Annotated in this window: 25 protein-coding genes; 21 read left to right on the top strand and 4 right to left on the bottom strand. The window is 59.6% G+C overall.

What is annotated here, in order from left to right:
- Window positions 1-2: 2 nt before the first annotated feature.
- From mltG to CUR33_RS09750, 5 genes are all read left to right on the top strand, one after another.
- On the top strand, window positions 3-1,055 hold the full coding sequence (gene mltG / locus CUR33_RS09730) for an endolytic transglycosylase MltG (protein WP_289239454.1): 1,053 nt from the start codon (window positions 3-5) through the stop codon (window positions 1,053-1,055).
- 9 nt (window positions 1,056-1,064) lie between these two features.
- Entirely contained in the window at window positions 1,065-1,697 is a 633-nt protein-coding gene (tmk, locus tag CUR33_RS09735; RefSeq protein ID WP_289239455.1) for a dTMP kinase, read from the top strand.
- Entirely contained in the window at window positions 1,690-2,676 is a 987-nt protein-coding gene (locus tag CUR33_RS09740) for a DNA polymerase III subunit delta' (protein ID WP_289239456.1), read from the top strand. The genes tmk and CUR33_RS09740 overlap by 8 nt, the downstream gene beginning before the upstream one ends.
- A 36-nt stretch (window positions 2,677-2,712) precedes the next feature.
- Window positions 2,713-3,069: a PilZ domain-containing protein gene (locus CUR33_RS09745; protein WP_090238100.1), complete on the top strand. Its 357-nt coding sequence runs from the start codon at window positions 2,713-2,715 to the stop codon at window positions 3,067-3,069.
- Window positions 3,070-3,132: 63 nt separating this feature from the next.
- Window positions 3,133-3,915, top strand: a complete 783-nt coding sequence (locus CUR33_RS09750) for a TatD family hydrolase (RefSeq protein ID WP_289239457.1) — start codon at window positions 3,133-3,135, stop codon at window positions 3,913-3,915.
- A gap of 236 nt (window positions 3,916-4,151) precedes the next feature.
- Here the strand turns inward: CUR33_RS09750 and CUR33_RS09755 are convergent, their stop codons facing one another.
- Complete coding sequence (locus CUR33_RS09755; protein WP_289239458.1) at window positions 4,152-5,285, bottom strand: aminotransferase class V-fold PLP-dependent enzyme; 1,134 nt, start codon at window positions 5,283-5,285, stop codon at window positions 4,152-4,154.
- A gap of 76 nt (window positions 5,286-5,361) precedes the next feature.
- Here CUR33_RS09755 and CUR33_RS09760 point away from each other — a divergent pair, with 76 nt between their 5' ends.
- From CUR33_RS09760 to CUR33_RS09780, 5 genes are all read left to right on the top strand, one after another.
- Window positions 5,362-6,000, top strand: coding sequence for a TetR/AcrR family transcriptional regulator (locus CUR33_RS09760; protein ID WP_090247979.1), 639 nt, complete (start codon window positions 5,362-5,364; stop codon window positions 5,998-6,000).
- A 79-nt stretch (window positions 6,001-6,079) separates the two neighbouring features.
- The gene (locus CUR33_RS09765) at window positions 6,080-7,048 is read left to right on the top strand and encodes a GTP 3',8-cyclase MoaA (RefSeq protein ID WP_289239459.1); all 969 of its coding nucleotides are present in this window, start codon (window positions 6,080-6,082) and stop codon (window positions 7,046-7,048) included.
- Between the two features lie 27 nt (window positions 7,049-7,075).
- Window positions 7,076-7,966 (top strand): radical SAM protein, encoded by an 891-nt coding sequence (locus tag CUR33_RS09770; protein ID WP_289239460.1) that lies wholly within the window; start codon window positions 7,076-7,078, stop codon window positions 7,964-7,966.
- 76 nt (window positions 7,967-8,042) lie between these two features.
- Window positions 8,043-8,645, top strand: coding sequence for a DUF4823 domain-containing protein (locus CUR33_RS09775; RefSeq protein WP_289239461.1), 603 nt, complete (start codon window positions 8,043-8,045; stop codon window positions 8,643-8,645).
- Between the two features lie 3 nt (window positions 8,646-8,648).
- Entirely contained in the window at window positions 8,649-9,218 is a 570-nt protein-coding gene (locus CUR33_RS09780; RefSeq protein WP_289239462.1) for a DUF1285 domain-containing protein, read from the top strand.
- Window positions 9,219-9,286: 68 nt separating this feature from the next.
- Here the strand turns inward: CUR33_RS09780 and CUR33_RS09785 are convergent, their stop codons facing one another.
- The gene (locus CUR33_RS09785; protein ID WP_289239463.1) at window positions 9,287-10,951 is read right to left on the bottom strand and encodes an electron transfer flavoprotein-ubiquinone oxidoreductase; all 1,665 of its coding nucleotides are present in this window, start codon (window positions 10,949-10,951) and stop codon (window positions 9,287-9,289) included.
- Between the two features lie 320 nt (window positions 10,952-11,271).
- On the opposite strand from CUR33_RS09785, the gene CUR33_RS09790 reads away from it, so the two are divergent.
- Both CUR33_RS09790 and CUR33_RS09795 read left to right on the top strand, forming a co-directional pair.
- Window positions 11,272-12,021, top strand: a complete 750-nt coding sequence (locus CUR33_RS09790) for an electron transfer flavoprotein subunit beta/FixA family protein (protein WP_090247968.1) — start codon at window positions 11,272-11,274, stop codon at window positions 12,019-12,021.
- Window positions 12,022-12,951 carry an electron transfer flavoprotein subunit alpha/FixB family protein gene (locus CUR33_RS09795; RefSeq protein WP_090247967.1) on the top strand — a complete coding sequence of 310 codons (930 nt, stop codon included), beginning with the start codon at window positions 12,022-12,024 and terminating at the stop codon, window positions 12,949-12,951. It abuts the gene before it with no gap.
- 65 nt (window positions 12,952-13,016) lie between these two features.
- Here the strand turns inward: CUR33_RS09795 and CUR33_RS09800 are convergent, their stop codons facing one another.
- On the bottom strand, window positions 13,017-13,946 hold the full coding sequence (locus tag CUR33_RS09800; RefSeq protein ID WP_289239464.1) for an alpha/beta fold hydrolase: 930 nt from the start codon (window positions 13,944-13,946) through the stop codon (window positions 13,017-13,019).
- Between the two features lie 112 nt (window positions 13,947-14,058).
- Here CUR33_RS09800 and CUR33_RS09805 point away from each other — a divergent pair, with 112 nt between their 5' ends.
- The 8 genes from CUR33_RS09805 (at window position 14,059) to CUR33_RS09840 (ending at window position 21,543) form a co-directional block, all read left to right on the top strand.
- Window positions 14,059-14,886: a substrate-binding periplasmic protein gene (locus tag CUR33_RS09805; protein ID WP_289239465.1), complete on the top strand. Its 828-nt coding sequence runs from the start codon at window positions 14,059-14,061 to the stop codon at window positions 14,884-14,886.
- A 9-nt stretch (window positions 14,887-14,895) separates the two neighbouring features.
- Entirely contained in the window at window positions 14,896-15,252 is a 357-nt protein-coding gene (locus CUR33_RS09810; protein ID WP_289239466.1) for a DUF4398 domain-containing protein, read from the top strand.
- The gene (locus tag CUR33_RS09815; RefSeq protein WP_289239467.1) at window positions 15,249-16,061 is read left to right on the top strand and encodes an OmpA family protein; all 813 of its coding nucleotides are present in this window, start codon (window positions 15,249-15,251) and stop codon (window positions 16,059-16,061) included. The genes CUR33_RS09810 and CUR33_RS09815 overlap by 4 nt, the downstream gene beginning before the upstream one ends.
- A gap of 233 nt (window positions 16,062-16,294) precedes the next feature.
- Window positions 16,295-17,734, top strand: a complete 1,440-nt coding sequence (locus tag CUR33_RS09820; protein ID WP_282875517.1) for an aminotransferase-like domain-containing protein — start codon at window positions 16,295-16,297, stop codon at window positions 17,732-17,734.
- Window positions 17,735-17,812: 78 nt separating this feature from the next.
- On the top strand, window positions 17,813-19,561 hold the full coding sequence (locus tag CUR33_RS09825) for a vWA domain-containing protein (RefSeq protein ID WP_289239468.1): 1,749 nt from the start codon (window positions 17,813-17,815) through the stop codon (window positions 19,559-19,561).
- A complete protein-coding gene (locus CUR33_RS09830) occupies window positions 19,558-20,139 on the top strand; it encodes an RNA polymerase sigma factor (RefSeq protein ID WP_090247957.1) in 582 nt (193 codons plus the stop codon). Before CUR33_RS09825 ends, CUR33_RS09830 begins: the two co-directional genes overlap by 4 nt.
- Window positions 20,136-20,894, top strand: a complete 759-nt coding sequence (locus tag CUR33_RS09835; protein ID WP_289239469.1) for a hypothetical protein — start codon at window positions 20,136-20,138, stop codon at window positions 20,892-20,894. Before CUR33_RS09830 ends, CUR33_RS09835 begins: the two co-directional genes overlap by 4 nt.
- 151 nt (window positions 20,895-21,045) lie before the next feature.
- Window positions 21,046-21,543 carry a hypothetical protein gene (locus tag CUR33_RS09840; RefSeq protein WP_289239470.1) on the top strand — a complete coding sequence of 166 codons (498 nt, stop codon included), beginning with the start codon at window positions 21,046-21,048 and terminating at the stop codon, window positions 21,541-21,543.
- A gap of 34 nt (window positions 21,544-21,577) precedes the next feature.
- On the opposite strand, the gene CUR33_RS09845 is transcribed toward CUR33_RS09840, so the two are convergent.
- The gene (locus CUR33_RS09845) at window positions 21,578-23,404 is read right to left on the bottom strand and encodes a long-chain-acyl-CoA synthetase (RefSeq protein WP_289239471.1); all 1,827 of its coding nucleotides are present in this window, start codon (window positions 23,402-23,404) and stop codon (window positions 21,578-21,580) included.
- Window positions 23,405-23,583: 179 nt separating this feature from the next.
- Between CUR33_RS09845 and CUR33_RS09850 the strand changes: the two genes are divergently transcribed.
- Window positions 23,584-23,958, top strand: a complete 375-nt coding sequence (locus CUR33_RS09850) for a VOC family protein (RefSeq protein ID WP_289239472.1) — start codon at window positions 23,584-23,586, stop codon at window positions 23,956-23,958.
- The last annotated feature ends 21 nt before the right edge of the window (window positions 23,959-23,979 follow it).

The raw sequence follows: 23,979 nt of genomic DNA on the forward strand, positions 1-23,979 counted from the left end.
TCGTGATACGCAAATTTTTGCTGCTGCTGGAAGGCAGTGTGCTGCTGGCTGGCTTATTGGTTGCGTTTGCCGCTTGGCAACAGCATGTGGCACTGCAGCAACCGTTAAATCTCACTGACGAGCTTGTGGTGGAAGTGCCGGCTGGCGCGACGCCTGGTGGCGTGCTCAATCGTCTTGAGGCTGACGGAATCTTGGATCAGGCCTTCTGGCTGCGTCTGTACTGGCGTTTCAATCTGCGTAATGAAGCGCTGCACAGTGGCGAATACCGCCTGGTTCCCGGCACTACGGCGCTGGATATGCTCGGTCAGTGGCGGCGCGGTGAAGTGCTGCAATACAGCCTGACACTGGTAGAGGGCTGGAATTTCCGTCAGGTGCGCGCGGCACTGGCGCGTGAAACCCGGCTCGAACTCACCCTCAGTGAGCTGAGTGATGCTGAACTGATGAAGGCGCTCGGCCTGCCCGGTTTGAATCCGGAAGGGCGTTTCTTCCCCGATACCTACAGTTTTGTGCGTGGCATGAGCGATCTTGAGCTGCTTAAGCAGGCGCATGCGCGGCTGGAGCAGGTGTTGGCTGAGGAATGGGCGCAGCGGGCCAAGGATCTGCCGTACAAAGAACCTTATGACGCGTTGATCATGGCCTCGATGATCGAGAAGGAAACCGGCGTGCCGCAAGAGCGCGGTGAAATTGCCGGGGTATTTGTACGGCGTCTGCGTATCGGCATGCGCTTGCAAACGGATCCGACCGTGATTTACGGCATGGGCGAACGCTACAACGGCCGCATCACCCGTGATGACCTGCGTCAGCCGACGGCTTACAACACCTACACCATCGACGGCATGCCGCCGACGCCAATCGCCCTGGTTGGCCGTGAAGCCATCCATGCCGCACTGAATCCGGTTGCTGGCAGCAGCCTGTACTTCGTCGCTCGTGGTGATGGCAGCCATGTGTTTTCTGACACCTTGGAACAGCACAACCGGGCTGTGCGTGAGTATCAGCTCAAGCGCCGCGCGGATTACCGTTCCAGTCCGGCCCCGGCCGTGCCCAATAATCAGTAAGGACAGCCTGTGAGCGGTTTGTTTATCACCTTGGAAGGCCCAGAAGGCGCCGGCAAAAGTACCAACCGTGACTACCTGGCTGAGCGCTTGCGTGAGCACGGTATTGATGTGCTGTTGACCCGCGAGCCGGGCGGTACGCCGTTGGCTGAACGGGTGCGCGAGCTGCTACTGGCGCCCAGTGATGAACCGATGGCGGCCGACACCGAGCTGCTGTTGGTGTTTGCCGCGCGTGCTCAGCACCTTGCGCGGGTGATTCGCCCGGCCTTGGCGCGTGGCGCTGTGGTGCTCTGTGACCGGTTTACCGATGCAACCTACGCCTATCAGGGTGGTGGCCGTGGTCTTTCCGAGGTGCGTATCGCTTTGCTGGAAGAGTTCGTGCAGGGCACGTTACGCCCGGACCTGACCCTGGTGTTCGATCTGCCGGTTGAAGTCGGTCTAGCCCGCGCGGCGGCGCGCGGTCGACTGGATCGCTTCGAGCAGGAAGGCCGACAGTTCTTCGATGCCGTGCGCCAGACCTACCTGCGCCGCGCCGCCGAGCAGCCGCAGCGCTACCGCATCCTTGATGCCTCGCAATCTCTGAGTCAGGTTCAGCGCGCGCTGGACGAGTTGCTGCCGCAACTGCTGGAGCTGCAGCGTGGCTGACGCTTACCCCTGGCAGGATTCTCTTTGGCAGCAGCTAGCTGGGCGCGCGCAACATGCTCATGCCTATCTGCTGCACGGGCCGGCAGGCATCGGTAAACGCGCGCTGGCTGAGCGGTTGATGGCGCGGCTGTTGTGTCAGCAGCCCGCTGGCCTGGATGCCTGCGGTCAGTGTAAGTCCTGCCATTTGCTGGCGGCTGGCACCCACCCGGATAACTACATTCTGGAACCGGAAGAGGCCGACAAGGCGATCAAAGTTGATCAGGTGCGTGATCTGGTCAGTTTTGTGGTGCAGACGGCGCAGCTGGCCGGGCGCAAAGTGGTGCTGGTCGAGCCGACTGAGTCGATGAACGTCAACGCCGCCAACGCCTTGCTGAAAAGCTTGGAAGAGCCATCCGGCAATACCGTATTGCTGTTGATCAGCCACCAACCCAGCCGCCTGTTGCCGACGGTGAAAAGCCGCTGCGTGCAGCAGGCCTGTCCGTTGCCAAGCGAGGCGATGAGCCTGGCGTGGCTGCAGCAGGCGTTGCCCGGTTGTAGCGCTGAAGAGCATCGCGAGTTGCTCTTCCTTGCCGCCGGCTCGCCGTTAGCCGCGGTGAAGATGCATGAGCAGGGTGTTATCGCGCAGCGTGCGCAGGTGGTTGAGGGGGTGAAGAAGCTGCTCAAACAGCAGATTGCCCCCAGCCAGTTGGCCGAAAGCTGGAATGCGGTATCTCTGCAGTTGCTGTTCGACTGGTTTTGCCAGTGGTCGCAGCTGATGCTGCGCTACCAACTGACCCGTGATGAAGACGGCCTCGGGCAAACCGATATGCGCAAGGTGGTGCAGTACTTGGCGGAGAAAACGCCGCAAGCGAAAGTTCTGAACATACAGGATTGGTTATTGGCGCAGCGTCAGAAAGTCCTCGGCAAGGCTAACCTTAACCGTGTCTTGCTTCTCGAAGCCTTGCTGGTGCAGTGGGCAAGCCTGCCCGGACCGGGCTAGAATCGGCCATTAAGTGAATAAAATCAGGAATGCCGCATGAGTCTGCCTCCTAACTTGGGCCCGCGTAACGGAATTTTGTCGCTGACAATCAAGGACAAATCCGTGCTCTATGCCGCTTACATGCCCTTTATCAAGAATGGCGGCCTGTTTATTCCAACCAACAAGAGCTACAAGCTCGGTGATGAAGTGTTCATGCTGCTCAACCTGATGGACGAGCCGGAAAAGATTCCGGTCGCCGGCAAGGTGGTCTGGATCACCCCCAAGGGTGCTCAGGGCAACCGCGCCGCTGGTGTAGGTGTGCAGTTCAATGATGGCGACAACACCGCGCGCAACAAGATCGAAACCTACCTGGCCGGTGCGCTGACGTCGGATCGTCCGACTCACACCATGTAACTGGTTTTTCCTCCGTATCACGGTGCCCGCTTTGCGGCACCGATTCTCAAGTGATTGTTCCCCATGCTGGTTGATTCCCACTGTCACCTTGATCGCCTTGATCTGGCCGCCCATGGCGGTTCACTCGATGCGGCGCTGGATGCTGCGCGGGCGCGCGGCGTTGGTCATTTTCTGTGTATCGGCGTCAGTGCCGATAATGCCGCTGCGGTCAAAGGCCTGGCTGAGCGCTATGCCGATGTCGATTGCTCGGTCGGCGTTCACCCGCTGGACCTTGAACCCGGTGCGGCGCCAGCGTTGGATTGGCTGCTCGGCGAATTGAACCACCCGCAGGTGGTGGCCATCGGCGAAACCGGCCTGGACTATCACTACGAGCCAGAGTCCGCAGCGTTGCAAAAAACGTCATTTCGTTTGCACCTGGATGCTGCGCGGATCACCGGTAAACCGGTGATCGTGCATACCCGCGAAGCGCGCGCCGACACCCTGGCGCTGCTGCGCGAAGCGGCGTTGCCGCAAGCCGGCGTGCTGCACTGCTTTACCGAAGACTGGGAAATGGCCAAGGCCGCGCTGGATATCGGCTTCTATATTTCACTGTCCGGCATCGTTACCTTCCGCAATGCCGAGGCGCTGCGTGAAGTGGCGCGCCAGGTGCCGGTCGATCGCTTGCTGGTGGAAACCGATTCGCCGTATCTGGCGCCGATCCCGCATCGCGGTAAGCCGAACCTGCCCGAGTATGTGCGTGATGTGGCCGAGTACCTGGCGGTGCTGCGTGGCGTGAGCTTCGAGCAATTGGCGGAGCAGACCACGGCCAACTTCAAGCGCCTGTTTCCTTTGGCCCGCGTGGTTTGATAGCAGTTGCCATATAAAACTGCGGGCAAAAAAAACCCGGCCTCTGGGGGATGAGACCGGGTTAAGACCATTAGGAGTAAATCAAGGTACGCGGTCCACGGTACCTTGCCTGGCGGGGCGCTTGGGGGATACGCCGCACACCAGTAATCCTCAGTATTGGTGAAGATTGCCGAACGTCCAGGCCGTTTGCCGTCATTCTTAAACGGATTTGGAATACAGATCGCGCTGCTGAGTCCTCAAGCAGTCGCCAACTGCTGCAGCAGCGCCAATGCCTCCTCAATGACCCGAGGTTCTGTGTAGAAATGAGGCGACAGGCGGATACCCGCGCCGCGTTGCGCACAGATCACCTGCTGCTGTTTTAGTTGACTGAACAACGCCGAATTGTCCCAGCCATCCAGGCTGAAAGTCAGGATGCCGGCGCGCTGCTGGCGTTCCACGGCGCTGTGCAGGTGCGCACCAGATATTTTGCTCAGCCCATCCAGTAGCCATTGCATGCGCTCCTGCAGGGCGTTTTCGACCGCCGTCATACTCACTTCTTCCAGCAGCGAAAGGCTGGCTTCCAGCGCCATCGCACCGAGCATGTTCGGGCTGCCGCATTCAAAACGCCGAGCGCTCTGGGCGGGTTCCCAGCTGGTGCGCTGGTAGTCGCCGGCATGTTCGAGCATATGCCAGCCGTATTCATGCAGCTTGAGCTGCGCACGCAGGTCGCTGCGGCAATAGAACACCCCAAGGCCTTCCGGGCCGAGCAACCATTTATGGCCGTCGGCCATGGCAAAGGCACACTGGCTGGCCTGTACATCGAAGGGCAGGGCGCCGAGCTGCTGGATCGCATCGATGCACAGCAGCACGCTGCGCGCCGCGCAGCCCTGGCCTAGGCGCGGCAGATCCAAACGCAGGCCGCTGGCGTACTGCACGGCGCTGATCGCCATCAGCCGGGTGCGCGGCCCACAGGCGGCGAGCAGGGCTGCTTCGGCATCACCCTGATGCAGATTGACCTGCACGACTTCGACGCCCTGAGGTGCGAGCGCTTCCCAGACAATCCGGTTGGAGGGGAATTCTTCGTCGCTGATCACCACTTGATCGCCGGGCCGCCAATCCAGGCCGAAGGCGACAAAGGACAAGGCTTCTGAGGTGTTTTTCACCAGTGCGATATCGCTGTGCGAGGGCGCGTTGAGCAAGCGCTGTAGGCGTTCACGCAGGCGCCGCTCGACCTGCAGCCATGCCGGGTAGTCGCGGGCGCCGGTGCGAGCGTTCTCGCTGGCGAAGCGGTTGACCGCATCGACTGCCCGTTGTGGCCAAGGAGAAACGGCTGCGTGGTTCAGATAGCGCAGGCCGGGAAGTTGCGGAAACTCGTCATGAACTGCGTACATGGTCGGATGATCCGTGCAATTTGCCGTTAGTTAGGCATAATACGCGCCTTCGTTTTTTTGACCCCGTAGTCCTTTTATGCATAAAGAACCCCGCAAGGTCCGTGAGTTTCGCCGCCGCGAACAGGAAATTCTCGACACAGCACTGAAGCTCTTCCTCGATCAGGGTGAAGACAGCGTGACTGTGGAGATGATTGCCGACACGGTTGGTATTGGCAAAGGCACCATCTACAAACACTTCAAGTCCAAGGCGGAGATCTACCTGCGCCTGATGCTCGACTATGAGCGCGATCTCAACGAGCTGCTGCACTCGGCCGATGTCGACCGTGACAAGGAAGCCCTGTCACGCGCCTACTTCGAGTTCCGCATGCGCGATCCGCAGCGCTACCGCCTGTTTGACCGCCTGGAAGAGAAGGTGGTCAAGGGCAATCAAGTGCCGGAGATGGTCGAGCAACTGCACAAGATCCGCGCCTCCAACTTTGAGCGTTTGACCCAGCTGATCAAGGGCCGCATCGCCGAAGGCAAGCTGGAAGATGTGCCACCGTACTTCCATTACTGCGCGGCTTGGGCGTTGGTGCACGGCGCTGTGGCGCTGTATCACTCACCGTTCTGGAGCAACGTGCTGGAAGATCAGGAAGGTTTCTTCCAGTTCCTCATGGATATCGGCGTGCGCATGGGCAATAAGCGCAAGCGTGAGGGCGATACCCCGGCTAGCTGAGGTATTCAGCGGGTGGATAACGAATCTGCTGCGTTGGCGGCGCCCCTATACTCGGCGCCTACCTTTGCTGGAGTTATGCATGATCGTTGACCGCCAGGGCAGGCGCTTTCGCAATCTGCGGATCAGCCTGACCGCCGCCTGCAACTATGCCTGCACCTACTGCGTGCCCGACGGTAAGCGGCTGGTAGCCGCTCAGGACGAGCTCTCGGCCGAGGCCATGCTGCGAGGCGTGGCCTATCTGATTGAAGCCGCCGGTATTGAGCGCTTGCGCATCACCGGCGGTGAGCCGCTGGTCAGCCCCAAACTCGACGTTTTTTTGCGCGGCGTCAGTCAGCTCGGTTTGGCCGATATCAGCTTAACCAGCAATGGCCAGCTGCTGGCGCGCAAGCTGCCGCTGCTGCTGGAATGCGGCATCCGCCGCTTGAATATTTCCCTGGACACCCTCGACGCTGCGGCATTTCGCACCATTGCCCGTGGCGGCGATCTGGCGACAGTGCTCGATGGCCTGCAGCAAGCGCGCGCGGCAGGGATGCAGATCAAGGTCAATATGGTGCCGTTGCGTGGGCATAACCTTGATCAGGTGCTGCCACTGCTCGACTACTGCCTGGCCAATGGCTTCGAGCTGCGCTTTATCGAGCTGATGCGCATGGGCCACCTGGCCCGCGACGGCAACAGCTTCCAGCGTCAGTTTGTCGGCATGCCGGAGCTGTTGGCGCTGATCGGCAGCCGCTACGACTATATTCAGGCGCACGCGCCGCTGGATGCCACAGCGCTGCGTTTCGCCATTCCTGAAGTGGGCCACTTCGGTGTGATCGCCAATGAAAGTGTGCCGTTCTGCCGTACCTGCTCGCGGCTGCGCCTGTCCTCGACCGGCTGGCTGCATGGTTGCCTGTCATCGAGTAATCGCCACTATGTGGGCGATTTGCTCGAAAAACCGCGCCACCAGGCGTTGCCTGCGTTGCAAGGCCTGTTAGTCAAGGCGCTGGGCGACAAACAGGATCTGGCATTCTCTGGCGGCGCGACTGTGATGAAGATTATTGGCGGCTAAGATCGCCACCTGCCTTGAGTGAAGACCATGCAAGATTTCCCCATCAGCTATATCGAACCGGTGTTCCGCCCGCCCAGCGAAGCCCATTCGCTGATCCTGCCTGTGACCAATGGTTGCTCTTGGAATAAGTGCACGTTCTGCGAAATGTACACTCAGGAACAGAAGAAATTCCGTGCCCGCGATGAGGCGCAGGTGCTCGACGAGATTCGCCTGACCGGCGAGAAGATGATCGTGCAGCGGGTTTTTCTAGCCGATGGTGATGCCTTGGTGCTGCCGACGCGGCGTTTGTTGACCATTCTGCAAGCGATTCGCGAGCACATGCCAGAAGTCGAGCGAGTGTCGAGTTACTGCCTGCCACGCAACCTGCGCAAGAAGTCCGTGGATGAGCTCAAGGAGCTAGCCGATGCCGGCCTGCGCATGGCCTATGTGGGCTGCGAGTCGGGTGATGACGAGGTGCTGGCACGGGTCAACAAAGGCGAAACCTACGAGTCAAGCCTCAGTGCTCTGGACAAGCTTGGCCAGGCTGGCATCACTCGTTCGGTGATGATCCTCAATGGCCTCGGCGGCACAAGCTTGAGTGAGCGGCATGCGGATAATTCGGCGCGTTTGATGAATGAATCGCAGCCGGAATTTCTCTCGACCTTGGTGGTGAGTTTTCCGACTGGTGAGGCGCGGTTTCGCGAAGGGTTTGCCGACTTCCGGCCGCTCGGTCAGCAGCAGCTGTTTGTTGAAGTGGAGCGACTGCTACAGAGGTTGGAGCTGCGCGATACGGTATTCCGCAGTGACCATGCCTCAAATTATCTGGTGCTCAAGGGCACTCTTGGCGCTGACAAACAGCGTCTGCTGGCACAGGTACGGCAAGCCATCGAGCAGCCGCAACAGGCGCGGTTACGTCAGGAGTGGCAGCGCGGGCTTTGATGCGCAGCAGGTGGCGTGAAATCTGCATCTAGGCTCTATCCGCCGGTTTTCTGTCACCGGCTGCGGGAGATGCGTGATGCGTAGTGTGTTGCTGATAGTCGGTGTGGTGCTGCTGAGTGGTTGCATGAAGGCCAGTGACCTGGCGGATGAGGCGATCTATCAGTTGCGTGATGTGGGCGTGCTGGATCACAGCCAGACGCGTCGGGCCAGTCCGTGGCGTCTGCAGGCTGATTCCGTCATCTACATCGCCCAAGGGCATTTTGTGCCGCCCGGTGGTGCCTATCCACGGCCTAATGTGGTGGCTGAGGAAGCTTACAAGGGCTTTGTTGAGTACTTCCCCATGGTGCAGCGCGCCAAGGCGCCATTAGGTCTGGACGAGTCGCTGGCCGAGGCGCGCGAGGCGGGTGCACATTACCTGCTGTACAGCCGTTTCGCCTATGCCGATGACCGTATCGGCACGGTGGAGGAGTGGGAGGATCAGGAGGCGCTGGATCGGCTGGGTACTGATCGCGGGGTGATTCAGTTGATGCTGATCGAGACCAATACTCGCTATTTGGTCGATACCACACGTATTCGTAGCCGCGGAGGCTTCCTCACGCTTTATGATGCCAAGCCTGAGGACTTGATTGGTCCAGCGTTGCAAGATTATGCGCGGCGTTTATTGGGTTTGGGGCGTTGAGTGATGACTGATTCAGGCAAGGCCGGCGACCTGCTGGCGCAGATACCCAAAGGCGAGGGCAAGGGCTTGCCACCGGTGCACCTGTGGCACCCGGAGTTCTGTGGCGATATCGACATGCGCATCGCCCGCGATGGCACCTGGTATTACATGGGGACGCCGATTGGCCGCAAGCCAATGGTCAAGCTGTTCTCCACGATCATTCGGCGTGACGGCGACAAGTACGTGCTGGTGACACCGGTGGAGATGGTCGGCATCCAGGTCGATGATGCGCCGTTCGTGGCGGTCACCTTGCAGGTGGACGGTGAGGGCGAGGCGCAGGTGCTGCGCTTTGTCACCAATGTCGAGGATGAAGTGGTGGCAGGTGCCGAACACCCGCTGCGGGTCGATCTGGATGCTGTGACCGAAGAACCGGCGCCCTATGTATTGGTACGCAGCAATCTTGAGGCGCTGATCCACCGTAATGTGTTTTATCAGCTGGTCGAGCTGGCAGTACCACGCGAGATCAATGGCAAGACCTGGCTGGGTGTGTGGAGCCGTGGTGAGTTCTTCCCTATCGGCCCGCAGCCGGACTGATCGTCTCCTCCAGTCGTGGCTGAATCTAGCGCAATAAAAAAGGCTCCCGAGGGAGCCTTTTTTGCGTCTTACATGTTGGGGTAGTTAGGTCCGCCAGTGCCTTCAGGGGCCACCCAGTTGATGTTCTGGGCAGGGTCCTTGATGTCACAGGTTTTACAGTGCACGCAGTTCTGCGCGTTGATCTGGAACTTCTGCTCGCCATCTTCCTTGGTGACGATTTCGTAAACGCCGGCCGGGCAGTAGCGCTGCGCTGGTTCGTCGTACATTGGCAGGTTCTTGCTCAGCGGAATGCTCGGGTCGGTGAGCTTCAGGTGGCAGGGTTGTTCCTCTTCATGGTTGGTGTTGGAGAGGAATACCGAGCTGAGCTTGTCGAAGCTGAGCTTGCCATCGGGTTTCGGGTAGCTGATCTTCTGTGTCTCTGCAGCCGGCTTCAAGCAGGCGTAATCCGGCTTGGTGTCGTGCAGGGTGAACGGGATCTTGCCTCCGAAGATGTTTTGGTCGAGCCAGTTGAAGCCGCCGCCAACCAGCGGGCCGAACTTGTGCAGCGCTGGGCCGAAGTTACGGCTGCGGAACAGCTCGTCGTACAGCCAGCTGGCTTTGAATGCGTCGACATAGCCGGTCAGCTGGTCGCCGCCTTCCTTGCCTGCAAACAGCGCGTCAGCCACAGCGTCAGCAGCAAGCATGCCGGATTTCATGGCAGTGTGGCTGCCCTTGATCTTGGCGAAGTTCAGGGTGCCGAGGTCGCAGCCGATCAGCGCGCCGCCGTTGAAAACCATCTTCGGCAGCGAGTTGAGGCCGCCTTTGCAGATGGCGCGAGCACCGTAAGCGACGCGCTTACCGCCTTCCAGGTACTGAGCGATCACTGGGTGATGCTTGTAGCGCTGGAACTCATCGAACGGTGACAAGTGCGGGTTGCTGTACGACAGGTCGACGATCAGGCCGACTACCACTTGGTTGTTTTCCAGGTGATAGAGGAAGGAGCCGCCGGTGTTTTCGCTGGCAACGATATCCAGCGGCCAGCCGGCGGTATGAACTACCAGGCCCTGTTCGTGCTTGGCAGGGTCGATGTCCCAGATTTCCTTGATGCCGATGCCGTAATGCTGAGCATCGGCTTCGGAGTCGAGGTTGAATTTCTTGATCAGCTGCTTGCCGATATGGCCGCGGCAACCTTCGGCGAACAGCGTGTACTTGGCGCGCAGTTCCATGCCTGGGGTGTAGTAACCCTCTTTCGGGTGACCTTCGCGGTCCACACCCAGATCGCCAGTGAGAATGCCGTAGACCGCGCCTTCTTCGTTGATCAGTGCTTCCTGAGCGGCGAAGCCTGGGTAGATTTCTACGCCCAGACTCTCGGCCTGTTGCGCCAGCCAACGGCACAGGTTGCCCAGAGAAATAATGTAGTTGCCATGGTTGTGCATGGTCTTGGGTACGAAGAAGTCCGGAACCTTGGAGGCTTTCTCGGCATTCTTGAGAACGTAAATGTCGTCACGCTTGACTGGAGTGTTCAGTGGGGCGCCGAGCTCTTTCCAGTCTGGGAACAGTTCATTCAGTGCGCGCGGCTCGAACACCGCGCCTGAAAGAATGTGCGCGCCGACTTCGGAGCCTTTTTCGACCACGCAGACGCTGATTTCTTTGCCGGCTTCGGCGGCTTTCTGCTTCAGTCGGCAGGCGGCGGACAAACCAGCTGGGCCGGCGCCGACGATGACGACGTCGAATTCCATAAATTCGCGTTCCACAGGCTATCTCCTACTCAGGGCTCTCTAATTTTATTTGGCGATCGAGCTCGTTCCGTGAGCGATGCTGGCGCATTATATCCAGACCCTTCGAATGGGCCAATACAAACGTTTGTTTGAATTTTCTGTAGGGCTGTTAGAATCTTACTACATCGCTGACGATTGGCCGCTTCGTTGTATTGACCAGTCTAGGTCGTGCGGTCAAGATACGGGCGGTTTTGTGTCTGCCGTTATTGGTCGACTCCCGGTTCCGGCCGGTCTGCAGTTCCCGCCATGTTCGCTTCTGGCGACATTCTTATTCACCGGAGAGTAACGAGGAATCCATGAAGGTTCTTGTAGCTGTCAAACGAGTGGTCGACTACAACGTCAAAGTTCGCGTCAAAGCGGACAACAGCGGCGTTGATCTTGCCAACGTCAAGATGTCGATGAACCCTTTCTGCGAAATCGCCGTGGAAGAAGCTGTACGCCTGAAAGAAAAAGGCGTGGCGAGCGAGATCGTTGTTGTCACCATCGGCCCGGCCACTGCTCAAGAGCAGCTGCGTACCGCACTGGCGCTGGGTGCTGACCGTGCCATCCTGGTTGAGTCTGCCGACGAGCTGAACTCTTTGGCTGTGGCCAAACTGCTCAAAGCTGTTGTTGATAAAGAGCAGCCTCAGCTGGTCATCATGGGCAAGCAGGCCATCGACAGCGACAACAACCAGACTGGCCAGATGCTGGGCGCGCTGACTGGTTTCGGCCAGGGCACCTTCGCGTCCAAAGTGGAAGTTGCCGGTGACAAGGTCAACGTAACCCGCGAAATCGACGGCGGTCTGCAGACCGTTGCGTTGAGCCTGCCGGCCATCGTGACCACTGACCTGCGTCTGAACGAGCCGCGTTATGCGTCGCTGCCGAACATCATGAAAGCCAAGAAGAAGCCGCTGGAAACCGTTACCCCGGGCGACCTGGGTGTTTCTACCGCTTCCACCGTGAAAACCTTGAAAGTCGAAGCGCCTGCTACTCGCAGCGCCGGCATCAAGGTTAAGTCCGTGGCTGAACTGGTCGAGAAACTGAAGAACGAGGCGAAGGTAATCTAAATGACTATCCTGGTTATCGCTGAACACACCAATGCCGCCCTGGCTCCTGCCACGCTGAACACTGTTGCAGCTGCCGCGAAGATCGGTGGTGACATCCACGTTCTGGTAGCTGGCTCCGCGTGCGGCGCTGCTGCCGATGCTGCTGGCAAGATTGCTGGCGTGGCCAAAGTACTGGTTGCTGACAACGCTGCTTTCGCGCATCAGCTGCCGGAAAACGTTGCGCCGCTGGTTGCCGAACTGGGCAAGGGCTACAGCCACATCCTGGCTGCTGCTACCAGCAATGGTAAGAACATCCTGCCGCGCGTTGCCGCTGCGCTGGACGTTGATCAGATCTCGGAAATCATCGCTGTTGAAAGCGCTGACACGTTCAAGCGTCCGATCTATGCCGGTAACGCCATCGCCACCGTGCAGTCTTCCGCTGCCGTTAAAGTGATCACCGTGCGTGCCACTGGTTTCGACCCGGTTGCTGCTGAAGGCGGTTCTGCTGCCGTTGAAGCCGTTGGCGGCGCAGCTGACGCTGGCAAATCGGCTTTCGTCGGTGAAGAACTGGCTAAGTCTGATCGTCCTGAACTGACCGCTGCCAAGATCGTCGTTTCCGGCGGCCGCGGTATGCAGAACGGTGACAACTTCAAGCACCTGTACGCTCTGGCTGACAAGCTGGGCGCCGCTGTTGGTGCCTCGCGCGCCGCAGTTGACGCTGGTTTCGTGCCGAACGACATGCAGGTCGGTCAGACCGGTAAGATCGTTGCCCCGCAGCTGTACATCGCTGTCGGTATCTCCGGCGCGATCCAGCACCTGGCCGGTATGAAAGATTCCAAAGTGATCGTTGCGATCAACAAGGATGAAGAAGCGCCGATCTTCCAGGTAGCCGATTACGGTCTGGTCGCTGACCTGTTCGAAGCTGTACCTGAGCTGGAGAAACTGGTTTAAGCCGGTTTCCCTAGTGCAGAAAAACCCGCTCATTGAGCGGGTTTTTTTATGCCCGCTCTTTCGCGTTAGTTCTGCTGGGCCTGGAGAAAGGCTCGGTAGTGGGCGGCGGTTTCCTGGGGGCGTTCGATCATCGGCGCATGCCCCGTATCCGCCATGATGATCACGCTGGGTTTGTGCAACAGCGGTTCCATGACCTTGATGCTGGAGACGTGCAAGGCCCGATCTTCTGCGCCCCAGATGATCAGCGTTGGCGCTTGGATCTTCGGCAGTTCAGGCTCCAGCGGGATATAGCGCTCGATCAAATGGACAAATACCTGGTCGTAATGGGCGCTGTTGGCAATGGCCTGCTCGGCGAAATAGCGCTTGAGCGATTCTGTCAGGTAGGGCGGCTGCACGAAGATGAAGTCCAATAGGCGCTGAAAGTCCTCAGGGCGTTTCACCACCAGAGGATTAGGCTCGCCGCGCTGTAACCGTTGCATCAGTTCGCTGGGGTGTGGCGATGTGATGCCGGCGTTGTCGAGTAACGCCAGAGATAAAGTTCTATGCGGGTAGCGTGCGGCATACAGAGCGCTGATATGCCCACCCATGGAGTTGCCGATCAGGTGCAGCTGCTCAATTCCCAGTGCATCAATCACGCTGGCCAGTCGCTCGGTCTGGGTGCCCACGTCGTAGCTGCCAGCAGGTTTATCGCTGGCGCCGAAACCTGGCAAGTCGAGGGCTATTACACGGTAATCCTGGCTGAGGTAGCGGGCGAAGCGCAGCCAGTTGTCCTTGTTGGCAGCAAAGCCATGCACCATCAGGATGGTTTGTGCGCTGCTTGGGCCGCCCTCGTAGTAATGAATGTTAAGATCGCTCACGCTGATTTGTTTAAGGCTCAGCCCGGCACGCTGCCGTTCCACCAATTGTAGGGTCGTTAACAAGGCTGCAGGTGACAGGTAGAGCAGGGCGGCACTACCTGCGAACAGCAGCATCAATGCGGCGATCAGTTTTTTCATGGCTAGTCTTTATCGCGAATTTGTATGAATGCGTATTAAGCTAGCATGATTCAGAAATCCCCCCGATGTGTGGCCGCAGACGCCCATCCAAGGTTAAGTCGAGAAGTCGCCAATGCTTGAGCGTGGTTTTTATAGGTCGGTTCTCCAAGTATTCGCTTTATTGCTGTTGCCAGCGCTTGCCGTGGCCGCAGGCAAGTGCGAGCGCCTGGTGGCGACGGGTAATCCGGAGTACCCGCCATACCTGTGGCGTGATCCGCAGAACCCCCAGCAACTGATTGGCGCAAATGCTGATCTGTTGCAATACCTGGCCAAAGAGCTGGGCGTGGTCGTGGATATCATCTACACCGGGCCCTGGTCGCGGGCTCAGGATGAGGTGCGCACCGGGCGTGTTGACCTGATTGCCGGTGCATTTCTGACGCTGCCGCGCCTAGAAAGCATGGACTATGTACACCCCGCGTTCTATTTCACCCCCAGCGTGGTGTGGGTACATCGCGGTGCTGAGTTCCCCTATGCCGGCTGGGATGACCTGCGCAATCGAACAGGCGATACCTTGGTCAATAACAGCTTTGGTCAGACCTTTGATGCCTACGCCAAGAGCAACCTGAAGTTGGAAGGCGTTGCCAGCTTGACCCAGGCGTTCCAGAAGCTTTTGCTGGGGCGCACCGACTACGTGCTGTATGAGCGTTATCCGGGGCAGGCGCTGGCTGATAGTCTCGGCATGCAAGACGATTTGCTGGTGCTTGACCCGCCGATCTCCAGTGAAGGCTTATACCTGACGCTGTCGCATAACTCGGCCTGCAATGACGCGTGGTTGCGCGGCATGCTGGCGAAGAAAATGAACGAGGCAGTTGCCAGTGGTTTGCCGGACGATTTGCTGCAGCGCAATCTACAGCGCTGGAAAGATCAACAGCTCACACCCAGTGCTGACACTGAACAGTAGGGAATACCTGTGATTTATCGACGTATCTGCGCGGCCTTGCTGCCGCTCATGCTCAGCGCATGTGCATCCGACCCTGCGCCTAACGAACAGCTTCGCTTGACCGAGCAAGCACTCAACCAGGCCAAGGCATTGGGTATGGCCGCCGAACAATCGGCCTCATTGCGTCTGGCCGAGGAAAAGCTTGTGTTGGCGCAAGCCGCCATGGCCGACGAGGATTACAAGCAAGCGCGGGTGCATGCCGAGCAGGCTGAGTTGGATGCGCGTCTGGCCGAAGCGGAACATCTGACCGGAAAAAGTCAGCAGCAATTGGCCGAATTGAGCAACGCCATCAATCGTTTGCGCAAGCAGCTGGGAGGCTTGCAATGAAGCCTATTCCGCTCAACCTATTAGGACTTGCCGCGGCCGTGTTGTTGGCAGGTTGTGCGTCATCACATAAGTCCAGTGACCAGGCTCTGCAGGCCGCGCATACGGCCTTTCAGCAGGTCAAAGAAGATGCCGATGTGTTGCGCAGTGCACCCAAGGACCTGATTCGCGCGGGCGAGTCGTTGGCCAAAGCCGATCGCCTGTCGAGCTACTGGGGCAGTGCCGATGATGTCAGCCATTATGCTTACCTCAGTCAGCAGTACAGTGCGATTGCCAAGCAGAAGAGCGCGCTTAACCTGAACCAGGAGCGTGCAGTTAAATTGGAGCTGGAACGCCAGCGCCTGCAGTTGGCCTTGCGTGAAGCCAAGCTGCTCAGCGTGCAGGATCAGAGCAACTGGCTTGAGGAACAGATGGTGAGTCTGGCGACGATTCAGAGCGAACGTGGCCTGGTGATGACCCTGGGCGATGTGCTATTCGATGCTGGCCACAGTGATCTCAAGGCGTCGGCCAATCGCACCGTGTTGAAGCTGGTGCAGTTCCTTCAGCTTAACCCTCGACGTGTCGTGCGCATTGAGGGCTATACCGATAGCCGCGGCGATGCACAGGAAAATCTTGAACTGTCTCGCGCACGCGCTCAGGCCGTGGCCGATGTGTTGGTCGATCTGGGCATTGATGCCAAGCGTATCGAAGTACAGGGCCATGGCGAGAGCTTCCCTGTCACCGAAAACGCCTCGGCCAAAGGTCGGGCGCAGAACCGCCGGGTGGAGATCGTGTTCTCTGATGAGCAAGGTAACTTAGGCTCGTCACGCTAAGCTTTCTGCCATTAAAAGCCTCGGTTAGCTGGGGCTTTTTATTGCCTGTCATGTGGGCGAGCTAACGACTACGGGGTGTCTTCAGGTGCAGTGGCACAATCCGCTCAATGAATGATTGAACCGTTACAGTCCTGGCAGATTGGCACTGTATCGCCCACAATTCAGTGAGCTGTACCGGTGCAATTGTAAGAGCCCGGTTTACTGTTACGGTTCAGTCAAGCAGGAACGCGGTCATGACCAATCTGTTGCTTTATCAGCGCATTGCCCAGCAGCTGGCGGAAGACATCCGCCGTGGCGTCTACCAGCCCGGTGAGCGGGTGCCTTCGGTGCGCAAGATGAGTGCGCAGCTCAGCGTCAGTCACGCGACTGTTTTGCAGGCTTACGCCAATCTGGAAGATCAGGGCCTGATTCGCGCCCGCCCGCAGTCAGGCTTCTATGTCCACCAGACCCCAGCCCTGACCGCGCCCACTCCCGATATTGCCCGCGTAGAGCGGCCTGGCTTGGTCACGCGCAGCAGCATCATCAACCAGGTGCTTACCGAATCTCGCCGCGAGGGTGTGTTTCCCCTCGGCGCAGCGGTGCCGCATGTGGATTACCTGCCGGTGCGCGCGTTGCACCAGCAACTCGCTAAGGTCACCCGTTTTCACAGTGCACGGGCCTTCAGCTATATGTTCAGCCCGGGTTTTGAGCCGCTGCGGCGCCAGGTGGCGATCCGCATGCGTGATGCCGGCGTGGTGGTCGACCCGACTGAGGTGGTGATCACCCACGGCTGCGTGGATGCCCTGCAAATGAGCCTGCGGGTGCTGACCAAACCGGGTGATCTGATCGCCGCTGAGTCTCCGACCTATTACGGCCTGCTGCAGCTGGCTGATCTGCTCGGCCTGAAAGTCATCGAGATTCCCAGCGACCCGACAACCGGCATCAGCCTGGAAGCCCTGCAACTGGCTTCCAACCAGTGGCCGATCAAGGCGTTGGTGCTGACCGCGCGGCTGAGCAACCCATTGGGCGGCACCATTCCCGAAGAGCGTCAGCGCCAGTTGCTGCGTCTGGCCGGTGATTACGATATCCAGATCATCGAAGACGATATCTATGGCGAGCTGATGTTCGAGCAGGGCCCGACCAAGGCGCTCAAATCCCATGATCGCGAAGGGCGGGTGGTGTATTGCTCGAGCTTCTCCAAGACCCTCTCTCCCGGTGTACGCATCGGCTGGATTGTCGCCGGCAAGTATCAGGATGAAATTCAGCGCCTGCAGACCTTCAGCACCCACTCAGCGTGCAGTGTGACGCAGATGGCGGTAGCGGCTTATCTAGAGAACGGCGGTTACGACCGTCACCTTCGATTTATCCGTCAGGAATACCGCAAAAACCTCAGCGCCTTCCAGTTGGCGGTGCAGCAATACTTCCCCGAAGGCACACAGATGAGTCGGCCCAAGGGCGGCTTTATTCTGTGGGTCAGCTTGCCAGCGCGGGTCAATACCAAGGACCTGCACGTACGCGCGCTGCAGCAGGGCATCAGCATTGCGCCGGGGTTGATCTTCAGTAATACCGAGCAGTTCAACCACTGCATCCGCTTGAACTGCGGCATCCCGTGGAACCGTGAAGCCGAGCGTGCGCTGATGACCCTGGGCATGCTGGCCGGACAGCTGTGTCAGGAAGGCGCTGCGAGTTTTTAACAGTGGCTTAACCCGAGTCGGATAAGGACTGCGTCTACCTGAGCGAATGGTTTATTCGATCGCTCAGGAGATGCCCCTATGTCTGCTTATCCCGTATTGCTTACCCGTCCTCTGCTTGCCGGTTTTGCCGCAGGCGTATTGATCAGCCTTGGCGCGTGCAGCGCCGCCAATCCCGAGGCTCCGGCTACCGAGGCTGGCAGCCCGCAGTTGAGCGATCAGGCCCATAAGCGTGAACGTGCCGAATTGCATGAACAGCTGGCCGCTGCCCCCGCTGAACTGCAACGCAAAAGCCAGGTGGCGGGCGGCGCCGTGATGCCCAGCGTGACCTATGCGCCGATGCCGCTGTCTGTGCAGGCCGATGCCTTGCCGCAGGGCTTCCGCGACGAGAATCGCGAGCAGTATCAGAAGCTGGCGAATAATCCGGTGCATGCCGTGGCCGAGACGCCGGTGTCGACCTTTAGCATCGATGTGGATACCGGCAGCTACGCCAATGTGCGGCGTTTCCTCAATGGTGGGCAGTTGCCGCCGCAGGATGCGGTACGCCTGGAGGAGCTGGTCAATTACTTTCCCTACGCCTATCCGTTGCCCAAGGGCGATGTACCGTTTGGCGTGCACACTGAGCTGGCAGCCACGCCGTGGAACCCCGAGAGCCGCCTGCTGCGTATCGCCATCAAGGCCTCGGATCTGCACGTAGAGGAATTGCCTCCGGCCAATCTGGTGTTTCTGGTGGATGTCTCCGGCTCGATGGATCGCCGCGATGGCCTGCCCATGGTGCAAAGCACCTTGAAGCTGCTGGTCGAGCAGCTGCGCGCCCAAGACAAGGTATCGCTGGTGGTGTATGCCGGCTCATCCAGCGTGGTGCTGCAGCCGACCTTCGGCAGTGAAAAAGCCAAGATCCGCGCGGCTATCGACCAGCTTACGGCGGGCGGTTCAACGGCGGGCGAGTCGGGCATTCAGCTGGCTTACCAGCAGGCTCAGCAGGGTTTTATCGACGGCGGCATCAACCGCATCCTGTTGGCCACGGATGGCGACTTCAACGTCGGTATCAGCGATTTCGAAACGCTCAAGCAACTGGCCGCCGACAAGCGCAAGACCGGCGTATCGCTGACCACCCTGGGCTTTGGCACCGACAATTACAACGAGCAGTTGATGGAACAGTTGGCCGACGCTGGCGACGGTAACTACGCCTATATCGACAACCTGCGCGAGGCGCGCAAGGTGCTGGTTGATCAGCTCAGCTCGACCCTGGCGACGGTGGCCAGCGATGTGAAGATTCAGATCGAGTTCAACCCGGCCGAGGTCAGCGAATATCGGTTGTTGGGTTATGAAAACCGTGCGCTGAAACGTGAGGATTTCAGCAATGACAAGATCGATGCCGGCGAAATCGGCGCAGGTCATACGGTAACCGCGCTATATGAAGTGGTGCCGGTGGGTGGCAAGGGCTGGCTGGAACCGCTGCGCTATCAGCAAGCGACCAAGGCGGGCAGCCCGGCGGGCGAACTGACCTGGCTGCGCATTCGCTATAAGGCGCCGGGGCAGGACGTCAGCAAATTGCTGGAGCAGCCGATTCAGGCCGCCGATGTACCTGCTATCGGCCAGGCCAGCGAAGACCTGCGCTTTGCCGCTGCCGTGGCCGCCTTCGCTCAGCAGCTCAAGGGCGATACCTACACCGGGCGTTTCAGCCTGGCCGACAGCGCCGAGCTGGCGCGCAATGCCAAGGGCGATGACCGCTTCGGGCTGCGTGGCGAGTTCGTACAACTGGTGGAACTGGCGCAGAGTCTGCAAACTGCGTCGAATCCTTCAACGACCGCACGAGTACAGCAGTGAATCGACCCCTCACGGATGACGACGCCGCCTTGTTGCGGCGTTACCGCCGCGGTGATACGGCGGCTTTTGCCGAGTTGTATGAGCGTCATCGGCTCGGCCTGTTTCGCTTTCTATTGGGCCTGTGCGGCGACCACGCCCTGGCCGAAGAGGTGTTTCAGGACACCTGGATGAGCCTGATCCGCAGCCAGAGCGAACAGCGCGATAGCGTGCTGTTCAAGACCTGGCTGTACCAGATCGGCCGCAACCGGTTGATCGACACCTGGCGCAAGCATGGTCGGCACCAGGCGGGGCATGCTGAGTACGATGAACAGCAGCATGCCCCGCACGACCCGCAGCCGGGGCCTGAGCAACAGCTCAGCCTGAGCCGCGATCAGCAGCGTTTAGAGGCCGCGCTGGCGGATTTACCGGCAGAGCAGCGCGAAGTGTTTCTGCTGCGCGCCCACGGTGATCTGGAACTGACCGAGATTGCCGAGCTGACCCAGATACCTACAGAAACGGTGAAAAGCCGTTTGCGCTATGCCCTGCAGAAGTTACGTCGGCTGCTGGCTGACCCGGCCGCCGAGGAGTTGTCCGTATGAACCACGATCAACATAGGCTCGATGAGCAGGAACGACAGATTCTGGAGCATTTCCGCCAGCACAGTGGCGGCGAACCCAGTGCGCAACTGGATGCGCAGATTCTCGCGGCGGCCAGCGCAGCAGCGCGTAGCGCGGCCACAACTGAAGCCAAGCCTGGTCTGAGCGCGCGACTGCACAACTGGCTGTTCGGCGCAGGTGGTCGGCAACGCTGGTCGGTGGCGTTGGCCGGGGTCGCGTGCCTGGGGATTGGCGTGAGCTTGACCTGGCGCACCGTCGAGCAGGCTCCGGATGCCTTTGATGCCGTGCCCAGCGGCGCGCCGATGGCGCCGGCTGCGGCGAGGATGGCCCCGCAGTCTGCGCCGATACCCGCGCCGCTGGCAGAATCCGCTGTGGTGGCTGATGAGGCTGAACGCTCGCGTGCGACGCAGCCTGCTCCGGCGATCCAAGGCTACAGTGCTGATGCCGCCAAGGCCGAGAAAAAGCTTTCGGCCGGTGCGTCCAATCAGCTGTTGCGTGAAGAGTCCGCGGCCGATGCATTACATGACGCTGCCCCTGCTGTATCAGCCCCCGAAAAAGCGGCAGACGCTGCAGGCAGTCAGGCCGAACAGCAACTGCGCAGCGAGTTGCAACGCTTACTCAAATTGCGCCGTGATGGTTGGACGGATGAGGCCGATGTCTTGCTGTTACAGCTGATGCGTGAGCATCCAGAACTGGATATCGACGCGCAATTGCAGCAACTGCAATCGGCTGAATAAGGCTGGGTAGATCAGTCGCTGACGGCCATCGATACCGGTGGCCGTCAGCTGATTCTTAGCGCGCTGTTACCTGCCGTACCGATTACGCGCTTGCCAGCGCCCAGGGCAGGGGCCAGCATAGCGACTTGTGTCACTGCCTTTGTACCTGCCCATGTTGCCTATTCGAAGCCTCGCGCTGCTGCTGACAATGTTGTCACTGGTGGCCTGCGAGCAAAGTACCAACCCTCCTGCAAAGCCCAAGGTTGAAACCGCCAAGGCGCAACCCGCGCAAACCGTGGTTCCCAGCAAAGCGGACAAGGCCGAGCCGGCGCCCGTTGTGAGCAAGCCTGTACAGCCCAAGGCTGTTGAAGCCAAACCTGCGGCAGCGGCACCTACCAAGCCGAAACCTTCTGTCGTTGCAAGCAAGCCCGAGCCCGCTGAACCGAAAGCGCCGTTGGATCTGAAACTGCGCACTGATGTGTTTGATCCCCTGCAGCCGGTTGCACCGCTCAGCGACCTGTCGATCCCGTTATTGCCGCCTATGTTTGGCGACAAGGATAAGACAGAGGAGCCCTTTCAACTCAATGGCAAGCTGATCACCAACGAGCGCGATGACGACTACTGGCAATCGGTGGAAGGCGCGCAGTTGCAGTTCGAGTTCAAGCAGTAGCAGGCAGCGTTGATAGCCCGCCTGCTACCGGCAATCAGAAGCGATAGGCTTGCTCGCCAATGGCGGCGAACAGGGTCTGATCCAGAGGGGTAAAGCGCTGCTCGCCTGGCAGGCGCACCCACAGCGGCTCCTGTACGGCTGCGGGGTTGTAGGCGGCCTGCTTGAGGTCAGTCTTCTTGTATTTGAAGGTGCCGGTGGTTTCCACCTCGCCGAGCAGGCGGATAAATAGCGGCGCGGCATACACCGGCAATTCTGCATCCAGGTACGCGGCAAGGGCGGCGCTATCCAGTTGCTGGCCTTCATTCAGACGCAGCGCGGCCATGCCACAGCGGCCATTGGTGCCAGGGATTTCCACGCCATAGACCACCGCATCCTCGACACCGGGGAAGGCCCCGAGCACGTTCTCTACCTCGGTGGTCGAGACGTTTTCGCCTTTCCAGCGGAAAGTGTCGCCCAGGCGGTCGACGAATTGCGCGTGCTTGCAGCCGATGTCGCGCATCAGGTCGCCGGTGTTAAACCAGGCATCACCCTTCTTGAACACGTTGCGCAGGATCGCCGCTTCGCTCTTGGCCGGGTCGGTGTAGCCGTCGAACGGCCATTTGGCGCTGATCTCGCTGATCAGCAAACCCGGCTCGCCCTTGTCGGCTTTCTGCAGAAAACCCTTGGCGGTGCGGATGGCGCAGTCGTTCTCCAGGTCGTAGCGCACGATGGCGTAGGTGGCGGGGGAGAAACCCACGGTGTTGTCGAAGTTGAATACGTTGGTAAAGCCGATATTGCCTTCGCTGGAGGCATAGAACTCGGTGATCTGCTCAACCCCGAAGCGCGCCTTGAACTCGGCCCAGATCGAGGGCCGCAGGCCGTTGCCGATCATGCAGCGCAGGCTGTTGTGCTTCTCCGCAGCGCACTCGGGCTGGTTAAGCAGGTAGCGGCACAGCTCGCCGATATAGCCGAAGCATGTGGCTTGATAGCGCTGCACATCTGGCCAGAAGGCGCTGGCGGAGAACTTGCGGCGCAGGGCGATGGCCGCACCACCGGCCAGCGCGGCGCTCCAGCACACGGTCACGGCGTTATTGTGGTAGCAGGGTAGGGTCAGGTAGAGCACGTCCTGGTTGTTCAGGGTCAGCCCGGAATGGCCAAAGCCGCCATAGGCCTTGATCCACTTGCCGTGGCTCATGATCGAAGCCTTGGGCAGGCCGGTGGTGCCAGAGGTGTAAATCAGAAAGCAAGGGTCCTTCATCTGCACTTTGGCGCTGTCGGGCAGGTTATCGCTGGCCTGACTGCGTGCCAGTTGCATCAGATTGGTCCAGCCGTCGGGGGCCTGGCCGGCGTCCTGTAGGCAGTCCTGATCGGCTACCCAGTAACGCGGTGTTTGCGGGTTGTCGAGCTGCTCGGCAACCTCTCTGAAGGCTGTGAGCAGTTCTTCGCCGATCAACATAAAACTTGGTTTCACCAGATTTAGGCTGTGCGCCAGCACCTTGCCGCGCTGAGTGGTGTTGACCAGCGCGCCGACCGCGCCAAGCTTGCTTAGCGCGGCGAGGATCGCCAGCAGCTCCAGGCGGTTTTCCAGCATCACCGCTACCACGCTGCCATGACGCACGCCTTCGGCCTTAAAGGCCCATGCCAGGCGGTTGGCCCAGGCGTTGAACTGGGCATAACTGAGACTGCGCGACTCATCCAGCAGCGCCGGGCGCTCAGGATGTTGCTGCGCTGCCCGTTCCAGTGCCCAGGCCAGGGAGAGGTTCTTCTCGCGGTTGCGAATACCGGCGTAATACAGGCCGCGCAACATACGCGGCACTCGCGGCAGGTGCTGCGGTAGGCGAGTTAGAAAACGCAGCGGGGAAATCAGATCGGTCTGGCTCATGGCTCTCGCGCTTATGGTTGTTCTGCGGGGGCGAAGTGCCACTCTAGCCGTCGTCCGATAGCGCTGCCATGGCTGTGGCGCATGCCGGACAAGGCAGCTCGGCAAATAACTGTCCAGGTCGTTGCCGAGCCATTCGGGGTGTGGCATTACAGGGAATGCTTAATGTTGAGGAGCCGGCGATGAACCTGAATCAAGTTACTGTTGCGGTCACCGATGTGCCACGCGCGATCCGCTTTTACCAGCAACTGGGGTTGCAACTTATTGTCGAAAGCCTGCCGGACTATGCGCGGTTCTGTTGCCCGGATGGCCAGGCCAGCTTTTCCCTGAGTCGGGTCGAACAGGTGTCGGTCAGCCAGACACTGATTTACTTTGAATGCGCTGCACTGGATCAGACTGTCGCCCGCCTGCAGGCCCTTGGCATCGTGTTCAGCATGCTGCCGACCGACCAGCCCTGGCTATGGCGCGAGGCCTACCTGCAGGACCCGGATGGCAATCCGCTGTGTCTCTATCACGCCGGCGAAAATCGTCTGAATCCGCCCTGGCGGCTGAGCTGAAACGCCAGATAGGTGTTTTTT

Source organism: Pseudomonas sp. FEMGT703P, assembly GCF_002786345.1.
GTDB classification, from domain to species: Bacteria; Pseudomonadota; Gammaproteobacteria; order Pseudomonadales; family Pseudomonadaceae; genus Aquipseudomonas; species Aquipseudomonas peli.

Excerpts from the sequence above, each read along its gene's own strand:
- CUR33_RS09745 (WP_090238100.1), top strand. The coding sequence starts at position 2,713 with ATGAGTCTGCCTCCTAACTTGGGCCCGCGTAACGGAATTTTGTCGCTG.
- CUR33_RS09750 (WP_289239457.1), top strand. The coding sequence starts at position 3,133 with ATGCTGGTTGATTCCCACTGTCACCTTGATCGCCTTGATCTGGCCGCC.
- CUR33_RS09755 (WP_289239458.1), bottom strand. The coding sequence starts at position 5,285 with ATGTACGCAGTTCATGACGAGTTTCCGCAACTTCCCGGCCTGCGCTAT.
- CUR33_RS09760 (WP_090247979.1), top strand. The coding sequence starts at position 5,362 with ATGCATAAAGAACCCCGCAAGGTCCGTGAGTTTCGCCGCCGCGAACAG.
- CUR33_RS09765 (WP_289239459.1), top strand. The coding sequence starts at position 6,080 with ATGATCGTTGACCGCCAGGGCAGGCGCTTTCGCAATCTGCGGATCAGC.
- CUR33_RS09770 (WP_289239460.1), top strand. The coding sequence starts at position 7,076 with ATGCAAGATTTCCCCATCAGCTATATCGAACCGGTGTTCCGCCCGCCC.
- CUR33_RS09775 (WP_289239461.1), top strand. The coding sequence starts at position 8,043 with ATGCGTAGTGTGTTGCTGATAGTCGGTGTGGTGCTGCTGAGTGGTTGC.
- CUR33_RS09780 (WP_289239462.1), top strand. The coding sequence starts at position 8,649 with ATGACTGATTCAGGCAAGGCCGGCGACCTGCTGGCGCAGATACCCAAA.
- CUR33_RS09790 (WP_090247968.1), top strand. The coding sequence starts at position 11,272 with ATGAAGGTTCTTGTAGCTGTCAAACGAGTGGTCGACTACAACGTCAAA.
- CUR33_RS09795 (WP_090247967.1), top strand. The coding sequence starts at position 12,022 with ATGACTATCCTGGTTATCGCTGAACACACCAATGCCGCCCTGGCTCCT.
- CUR33_RS09800 (WP_289239464.1), bottom strand. The coding sequence starts at position 13,946 with ATGAAAAAACTGATCGCCGCATTGATGCTGCTGTTCGCAGGTAGTGCC.
- CUR33_RS09805 (WP_289239465.1), top strand. The coding sequence starts at position 14,059 with ATGCTTGAGCGTGGTTTTTATAGGTCGGTTCTCCAAGTATTCGCTTTA.
- CUR33_RS09815 (WP_289239467.1), top strand. The coding sequence starts at position 15,249 with ATGAAGCCTATTCCGCTCAACCTATTAGGACTTGCCGCGGCCGTGTTG.
- CUR33_RS09820 (WP_282875517.1), top strand. The coding sequence starts at position 16,295 with ATGACCAATCTGTTGCTTTATCAGCGCATTGCCCAGCAGCTGGCGGAA.
- CUR33_RS09825 (WP_289239468.1), top strand. The coding sequence starts at position 17,813 with ATGTCTGCTTATCCCGTATTGCTTACCCGTCCTCTGCTTGCCGGTTTT.
- CUR33_RS09835 (WP_289239469.1), top strand. The coding sequence starts at position 20,136 with ATGAACCACGATCAACATAGGCTCGATGAGCAGGAACGACAGATTCTG.
- CUR33_RS09840 (WP_289239470.1), top strand. The coding sequence starts at position 21,046 with ATGTTGCCTATTCGAAGCCTCGCGCTGCTGCTGACAATGTTGTCACTG.
- CUR33_RS09845 (WP_289239471.1), bottom strand. The coding sequence starts at position 23,404 with ATGAGCCAGACCGATCTGATTTCCCCGCTGCGTTTTCTAACTCGCCTA.
- CUR33_RS09850 (WP_289239472.1), top strand. The coding sequence starts at position 23,584 with ATGAACCTGAATCAAGTTACTGTTGCGGTCACCGATGTGCCACGCGCG.